The sequence below is a fragment of the Achromobacter sp. UBA5777 genome (assembly GCF_002418565.1).
Taxonomy (GTDB): domain Bacteria; phylum Pseudomonadota; class Gammaproteobacteria; order Burkholderiales; family Burkholderiaceae_B; genus Achromobacter; species Achromobacter animicus.
Genome location: NZ_DIEJ01000323.1, coordinates 1 through 6,211 on the forward strand (window position 1 = coordinate 1; position 6,211 = coordinate 6,211).

Annotated in this window: 7 protein-coding genes; 5 read left to right on the top strand and 2 right to left on the bottom strand. The window is 66.7% G+C overall.

The annotated features are described in order from the left end of the window. Positions 1 to 170: 170 nt before the first annotated feature. A complete protein-coding gene (locus tag B3446_RS28195; RefSeq protein WP_291387466.1) occupies positions 171 to 1,340 on the bottom strand; it encodes a fumarylacetoacetate hydrolase family protein in 1,170 nt (389 codons plus the stop codon). A gap of 242 nt (positions 1,341 to 1,582) precedes the next feature. On the opposite strand from B3446_RS28195, the gene B3446_RS28200 reads away from it, so the two are divergent. The 5 genes from B3446_RS28200 (at position 1,583) to proB (ending at position 5,720) form a co-directional block, all read left to right on the top strand. After that, entirely contained in the window at positions 1,583 to 2,341 is a 759-nt protein-coding gene (locus B3446_RS28200) for an IclR family transcriptional regulator (RefSeq protein ID WP_291387468.1), read from the top strand. A 242-nt stretch (positions 2,342 to 2,583) separates the two neighbouring features. Continuing rightward, positions 2,584 to 2,895, top strand: a complete 312-nt coding sequence (gene rplU / locus B3446_RS28205) for a 50S ribosomal protein L21 (RefSeq protein ID WP_006216228.1) — start codon at positions 2,584 to 2,586, stop codon at positions 2,893 to 2,895. A 34-nt stretch (positions 2,896 to 2,929) separates the two neighbouring features. Continuing rightward, a complete protein-coding gene (gene rpmA, locus B3446_RS28210; protein ID WP_006389959.1) occupies positions 2,930 to 3,190 on the top strand; it encodes a 50S ribosomal protein L27 in 261 nt (86 codons plus the stop codon). Positions 3,191 to 3,391: 201 nt separating this feature from the next. Beyond that, entirely contained in the window at positions 3,392 to 4,528 is a 1,137-nt protein-coding gene (obgE, locus tag B3446_RS28215) for a GTPase ObgE (RefSeq protein ID WP_191578320.1), read from the top strand. A 55-nt stretch (positions 4,529 to 4,583) separates the two neighbouring features. Further along, positions 4,584 to 5,720 carry a glutamate 5-kinase gene (gene proB, locus B3446_RS28220; RefSeq protein ID WP_218342626.1) on the top strand — a complete coding sequence of 379 codons (1,137 nt, stop codon included), beginning with the start codon at positions 4,584 to 4,586 and terminating at the stop codon, positions 5,718 to 5,720. Position 5,721: 1 nt separating this feature from the next. Here the strand turns inward: proB and B3446_RS28225 are convergent. Next, the coding region (locus B3446_RS28225) for a helix-turn-helix domain-containing protein (RefSeq protein WP_291387484.1) at positions 5,722 to 6,211 on the bottom strand (490 nt) is incomplete at its 5' end.

The window sequence follows — 6,211 nt, forward strand, 5'->3', positions numbered from 1 at the left end:
GGGGGGGGGGCCGAGCCGCGTGACGGCTCTTCCCGCGGGGCCCGCCAGCGGTCGGCGGGGGATTCGACCGTGGATTATACGGGGAGTGCGCGGGAATTCCGGGCGCGCATGCCGCAAGCGGCAAGGCCCGGCGCCGCGGGCCCTGCCCCGGGTCGGATCCCGCGGCGGGCTCAGCGCCCGTACGGCAGCAGCCCCCGCGCGGCCAGGTTGGCGTAAAGCGCGCGCACGCCAAACGTCCAGGGCGGGATTTCGGTGGCCAGTTGCACCTCATTGACCAGCGCGCCCAGGCGCTCCGAGGCGATGACGACCCGGTCGCCGGTCACGTGGGTGAAGCCGGTGCCCGGCCCCTTGCGATCCTTGGACGGCGAAAACATGGTGCCCAGGAACAGCATGAAGCCGTCGGGATACTGATGGTGCGCGCCGAACGTCTGGCGAACCAGGTCCAGCGGGTCGCGGCTAATTTCGCGCATGTGGCTGACGCCGTCCAGCTCGAACCCGTCGGGGCCTTCGATGCGCAGCGAGACGTCGGCATCACGCACGCTGTCCAGCGTGAAGCCGCCATCGAACAGCCGGATGAACGGGCCGATGGCGCAAGACCCGTTGTTGTCCTTGGCCTTGGTCAGGAGCAGCGCGCTGCGGCCTTCGATGTCGCGCAGGTTCACGTCGTTGCCCAAGGTGGCGCCCACCACCTCTCCCCGGCTGTCGACCGCCAGCACGATCTCCGGCTCGGGGTTGTTCCACTGCGATTCCGGCAGCACGCCGATCCGCGCGCCAAATCCCACCGAAGCCATGGGCGGCGTCTTGGAAAAGACTTCAGCGTCGGGGCCGATGCCCACTTCCAGATATTGCGACCAATGGCCGCGCTCGATCATTTCGGCTTTCAGGCGGATGGCTTCGGGCGATCCCGGGCGCAGCCGGGACAGATCCGAGCCGATCAGCGCCTGCATGCGCACGCGGATTTCGTCCGCCCGGCCGGCGTCGCCGCCCGCCTCTTCCTCGATCAGGCGTTCCAGCAGACTGATGGCGAAGGTGACGCCCGCCGCCTTTACCGGCTGCAGATCGCACGGCGCCAGCAGGCGCGGGCCGTCGGCGCCTTGCAGCGTGGCGGCCATAAGGGCGTGCGCGTCGCCCAGGGACTCGCCCTTGGCCTCGCGCGCCAGGGCCACGCGGTCGGGATGGTCCAGCAGGTCGGATACCGTCGGCACCGTGGCGGTGATATCGACCACCTCGCCCGCGCGGACAACGACCACGCTGGGTCCGCCGGCAGGATCGGGGCGCCAGACGCGGCCCACCAGCAGGGCGTCGGGCAGGTCGGCGGGCAGCAGGTTGTTGTCGTTCATGGTGTCTCCTCGCGTGATGCCCGGTCCGGGTGGCGGGCGCGTGATTGTTTTGCACCGGGTTACCGCCCGGGCGTCGGTGGCGCGGTCGCATGAGTGACCAGCAGGCATGGCAGCCCAACAGGCGCAATCCTGCGGCATGGGCATCCCCGCACCGAGGCACACCCATGGGCATGGCGAACCAGTCTAGGAGACTTCATTTATCATGTCCAACATCTTGTTTTTACGTCCAACCTATTGGAATCATGGCTGCCGATTACGACGTCCCTGCCATTCGCCGCACCCACGACATCCTGCGCGTGCTGTCGGGCCGCCCCACGCCGGTCAAGGCCGCTGAACTCGCGCGGGCCTGCGAGATGCCCAAGAGCACGCTGTACCTGCTGCTCGACTGCCTGGAGCAACGCCGATGGGTCGAACGCCAGGATGGCGGCTACATCATCGGACTGGAATTGATGGCGCTGGGCGCCGCCTACCTGCGGCACGATGGTCTGCAAGCGGCCTTTCACCATTCGGCCGCCGCCTTCGTGGACCGCTGCAACGAGGTCGTGCAATTGGCCGCGCTGGATGGCTTTGACGTGGTGTACCTGGCGCGGGAAGATGCACGCCGGCCCGTGCGCCTGGTGTCGGACCTGGGCTTGCGGCTGCCCGCGCACGCCTGCGCGCTGGGCAAGGCGCTGCTCGCCAGCCTGACGCCCGAGGAGCTGGCGGCCCGGCTGCCCAAGACCCTGCCCCGCGTCACCGACCGCACGATCTCGGACGCCGCGCACCTGCATCGCGAGCTGGACGAGGCGCGCCGGGAGGGCCTGGCCCAGGATCGGGAGGAAGTCGCGACCGGCCTCGTATGCTTTGCGGCCTTTGTTGGCGTCACGCCGCTGGGCAAGCGGGTCGCGGTCAGCACGTCCATTCCGACCGACCGGCTGGACGACACCCACCGGCAAGCGGCCATGGACGGCATCCGCCGGGTGGCGCGCGACATCGCGCTGTGCGTGATCCCGGCCGTCTGAAGCCTTCACGCCACACCTAAGCCCTTAGCCTGCAACAGCTTTTTGACTTTCCAAAAGTCCCAGGCTAATATCTCGGATTCGGTCAGCAATGGCCGAATTACGTCGGTTGTTCGTGTATGCCCCCTGACGTCCTGGTCAGCCCTGAATCTTCGGGCAATTGGCAAGGACGGTTCAGCAAGGCACCCTCGCCCAGCAGGGCAGGCCACACGAACGAACCCATTTACCTATTTAAGGAACACCCCATGTACGCGGTCGTAAAAACCGGTGGCAAGCAGTATCGCGTTGCCGCTGGCGAAAAACTCAAGATAGAACAGATACCGGCTGACATTGGGCAAGAAATCACCCTGGACCAAGTGCTGTCCGTGGGCGAAGGCGACCAACTGAAAGTTGGCACGCCCCTCGTCTCCGGCGCCGTGGTCAAGGCAACGGTTCTTGCGCAAGGCCGCCACGACAAGGTCAAGATCTTCAAGATGCGCCGTCGCAAGCACTATCAGAAGCGTCAGGGCCACCGTCAGAACTACACCGAAATCCGCATCGAAGCCATCACGGCTTAAGAAGCGACTCGGTACCACTTAGCAGGAGCTAAACATGGCACAGAAAAAGGGCGGCGGCTCTACGCGGAACGGACGCGACTCAGAATCGAAGCGTCTGGGCGTCAAGGCATTCGGCGGCGAACTCATTCCCGCTGGTTCGATCATCGTGCGTCAGCGCGGTACTCGCTTCCACGCTGGCGTGAACGTCGGCATGGGCAAGGACCACACCCTGTTCGCGCTGGTCGACGGCAAGGTTCAATTCGGCTTCAAGGGCGCATTGAACAAGCAGACCGTTTCGATCGTCGCTGCCGAGTAATCGGTTGGCAAGCCCGCGGACCTCACGTCCGCGGTTGCATACGATCTGGAACGCGGTCCGCCGCGTTTCCCGAACGGCAAAAGCCCTGTCGCGTGCGGCAGGGCTTTTTTGTTTGAAGGCAATTGGCGAGTAAGCTCTCGATTGCCTCCCGGCGGCGCCCTGTACGGACGCCCGCCCTCACCCACTACACGCACAGACACCATGAAATTCGTAGACGAAGCCACCATTGAAGTGGTCGCCGGTAAAGGCGGCAATGGCGTGGCGAGCTTTCGCCGCGAAAAATTCATTCCCCGTGGCGGTCCCGACGGCGGCGACGGTGGCCGCGGCGGCACCATCTATGCGGTGGCCGATCGCAACATCAACACGCTGATCGACTTCCGCTACGCACGCCTGCATCGCGCCAAGAACGGCGAAAACGGCCGCGGCTCGGACCAGTACGGCGCTGCCGCCCCGGACATCACCCTGCGCGTGCCGGTGGGCACTATCATCCATGACGCCGACACCGGCGAAGTCCTGTTCGACCTGAACAAGCACGAACAGAAAGTCGTGCTGGCCGCCGGCGGCCAGGGCGGCATGGGCAACATCCATTTCAAATCCAGCGTGAACCGCGCCCCCAAACAGTGGACGCCGGGCAAGGAAGGCGAGCACCGCTACCTGCGCATGGAACTGAAAGTGCTGGCCGACGTAGGCCTGCTGGGCCTGCCCAACGCGGGCAAGTCGACGCTGATCACCCGCATTTCCAACGCCAAGCCGAAGATCGCCGACTATCCGTTCACCACGCTGCATCCCAATCTGGGCGTGGTGCGCACGTCCCCGTCGCGCAGCTTCGTCGTGGCCGACATTCCGGGTCTGATCGAAGGCGCCTCCGAAGGCGCGGGCCTCGGCCACCTGTTCCTGCGCCATCTGGCGCGCACCCGCGTGCTGCTGCATCTGGTGGACGTGTCCACGCCGGACCCGGACGCCGATCCCGTGGAGCAGGCCGTCGCGGACGCCCGCGCCATCGTCGAGGAACTGCGCCGCTATGACGCCGATCTGGCCGCCAAGCCGCGCTGGCTGATCCTGAACAAGCTGGACATGGTGCCCGACCCCGAGGACACCAAGCGCCGCTTCCTGGAACTCTACGGCTGGACGGGTCCGGTATTCGGCATCTCGGGCCTGTCGGGCGAAGGCACGCAGGACCTGATCTACGCGCTGCAGGACTACCTGGACGCCGAACGCGAAAAGGAACAGCTTGCGCAGGATCAGGCCGAAGGCACCTACGTGGCGCCGGACCCCCGCTTCGATGACACGCGCACCGACGCGGACAAGCCGGCGGCGCCGCGCGGCGGTAACGAATAAGCCATAATCGCAGTCCTTTCGATTACGCTTTTTTTCGCCGCAGCCGGCCGCCATCATGTCTGCTGAATCACCCGCCGTTTCCGTCGTCACCCACGCCCAGCGCATCGTCGCCAAAGTCGGCTCATCGCTGGTCACCAACGAAGGCCGAGGCCTGGACCGCGCCGCCGTCGCGCATTGGGCCGCGCAGATCGCCGCCCTGCACAAGCAGGGCAAGCAGATCGTGCTGGTGTCCAGCGGCGCCATCGCCGAAGGCATGGCGCGCCTGGGCTGGCGCAAGCGCCCGTCCGTCATGCACGAACTGCAGGCCGCGGCGGCCGTGGGCCAGATGGGACTGTGCCAGGCCTACGAGGCCGCCTTCGCGGAACACGGCCTGCGCACCGCGCAGATCCTGCTGACCCACGAAGACCTGGCCGACCGCCATCGTTATCTGAACGCGCGCAGCACCCTGTTTGCGCTGCTGCGTCTAGGTGTCGTGCCCATCGTGAACGAAAACGACACGGTCGTGACCGACGAAATCCGCTTGGGCGACAACGACACGCTGGGCGCGCTGGTCACCAACCTGATCGAAGCCGACACGCTGGTCATCCTGACCGACCAACGCGGCCTGTATGACTCGGATCCGCGCAAAAACCCGCAAGCCAAATTCATTTCGCATGCCCAGGCCGGCGAACCCGCGCTGGAAGCCATGGCGGGTGGCGCGGGCAGCGGCATCGGCACTGGCGGCATGCTGACCAAGGTGCTGGCCGCCAAGCGCGCGGCGCACAGCGGCGCGCATACCGTCATCGCATCGGGCCGCGAACGCAACGTGCTGACGCGACTGGCCCAGGGCGAGTGCATCGGCAGCGAACTGCAGGCCGTCCTGCCGGTGTGGTCGGCGCGCAAGCAATGGCTGGCCGATCACCTGCGGCTGCGCGGCCGCGTCGTCCTGGACGACGGCGCCGTGCAAGCGTTGCTGCGCGAAGGCAAGAGCCTCTTGCCCATCGGCGTGACCGACGTCGACGGCGAGTTCGGCCGCGGCGATGTCGTGGCCTGCGTGGACAGCAAAGGCGTGGAATGCGCCCGCGGCCTGATCAATTATTCGTCTGCCGACACGCGCCGCATCCTGCGCCAGCCGTCGTCACAGATCGCGCGCATCCTGGGCAGCATGACCGAACCCGAGCTCATGCACCGGGACAACCTGGTGGTGCTGTAAGTCAGGATACGTCCACCCCAGAAGGCGCCCTGCCAGCGCCTTCGGGCAGCAGGATGTACCCCCACCCCCGCACTGCCAATAGCGGAAGTTCGATATTGAACCGGCGCGCCTTGCTGCGCAGCCGCGACACGACGACATCCACGCGCCGCGCGCCGTCCAGGGGATCGCGCGTTTCCGCCGGAAAGAAGTTTTCGCGATGCAGGCAGTAGCCCGGCGCATTGAACAACCGCATCAGCACGGCGCGCTCGCGCAGCGTGAGCGGCAGGCGCTGACCCGCAGGGCCCACCAGCACACGCCCCGGCGCAACGACGCGCCACGCGCCCGGTCCGCATCGCGAACGCCGGTACAGGCTGCGCAACAGCGCATCCCATTCCAAGGGCTCCATGCCGGCCGGCACACAGGCATCGACGCCCGCGTCCAGCGCCGCCGCGCGCTCGGCCGCGGAGGCGCTGCCGTCCTGCCACACCACCCGGGCGCCAGGCGCGGCATAG

What these genes read in the sequence shown, in the direction of transcription:
- B3446_RS28195 (WP_291387466.1), bottom strand. Translation starts at nt 1,340, where the DNA reads ATGAACGACAACAACCTGCTGCCCGCCGACCTGCCCGACGCCCTGCTG.
- B3446_RS28200 (WP_291387468.1), top strand. Translation starts at nt 1,583, where the DNA reads ATGGCTGCCGATTACGACGTCCCTGCCATTCGCCGCACCCACGACATC.
- rplU (WP_006216228.1), top strand. Translation starts at nt 2,584, where the DNA reads ATGTACGCGGTCGTAAAAACCGGTGGCAAGCAGTATCGCGTTGCCGCT.
- rpmA (WP_006389959.1), top strand. Translation starts at nt 2,930, where the DNA reads ATGGCACAGAAAAAGGGCGGCGGCTCTACGCGGAACGGACGCGACTCA.
- obgE (WP_191578320.1), top strand. Translation starts at nt 3,392, where the DNA reads ATGAAATTCGTAGACGAAGCCACCATTGAAGTGGTCGCCGGTAAAGGC.
- proB (WP_218342626.1), top strand. Translation starts at nt 4,584, where the DNA reads ATGTCTGCTGAATCACCCGCCGTTTCCGTCGTCACCCACGCCCAGCGC.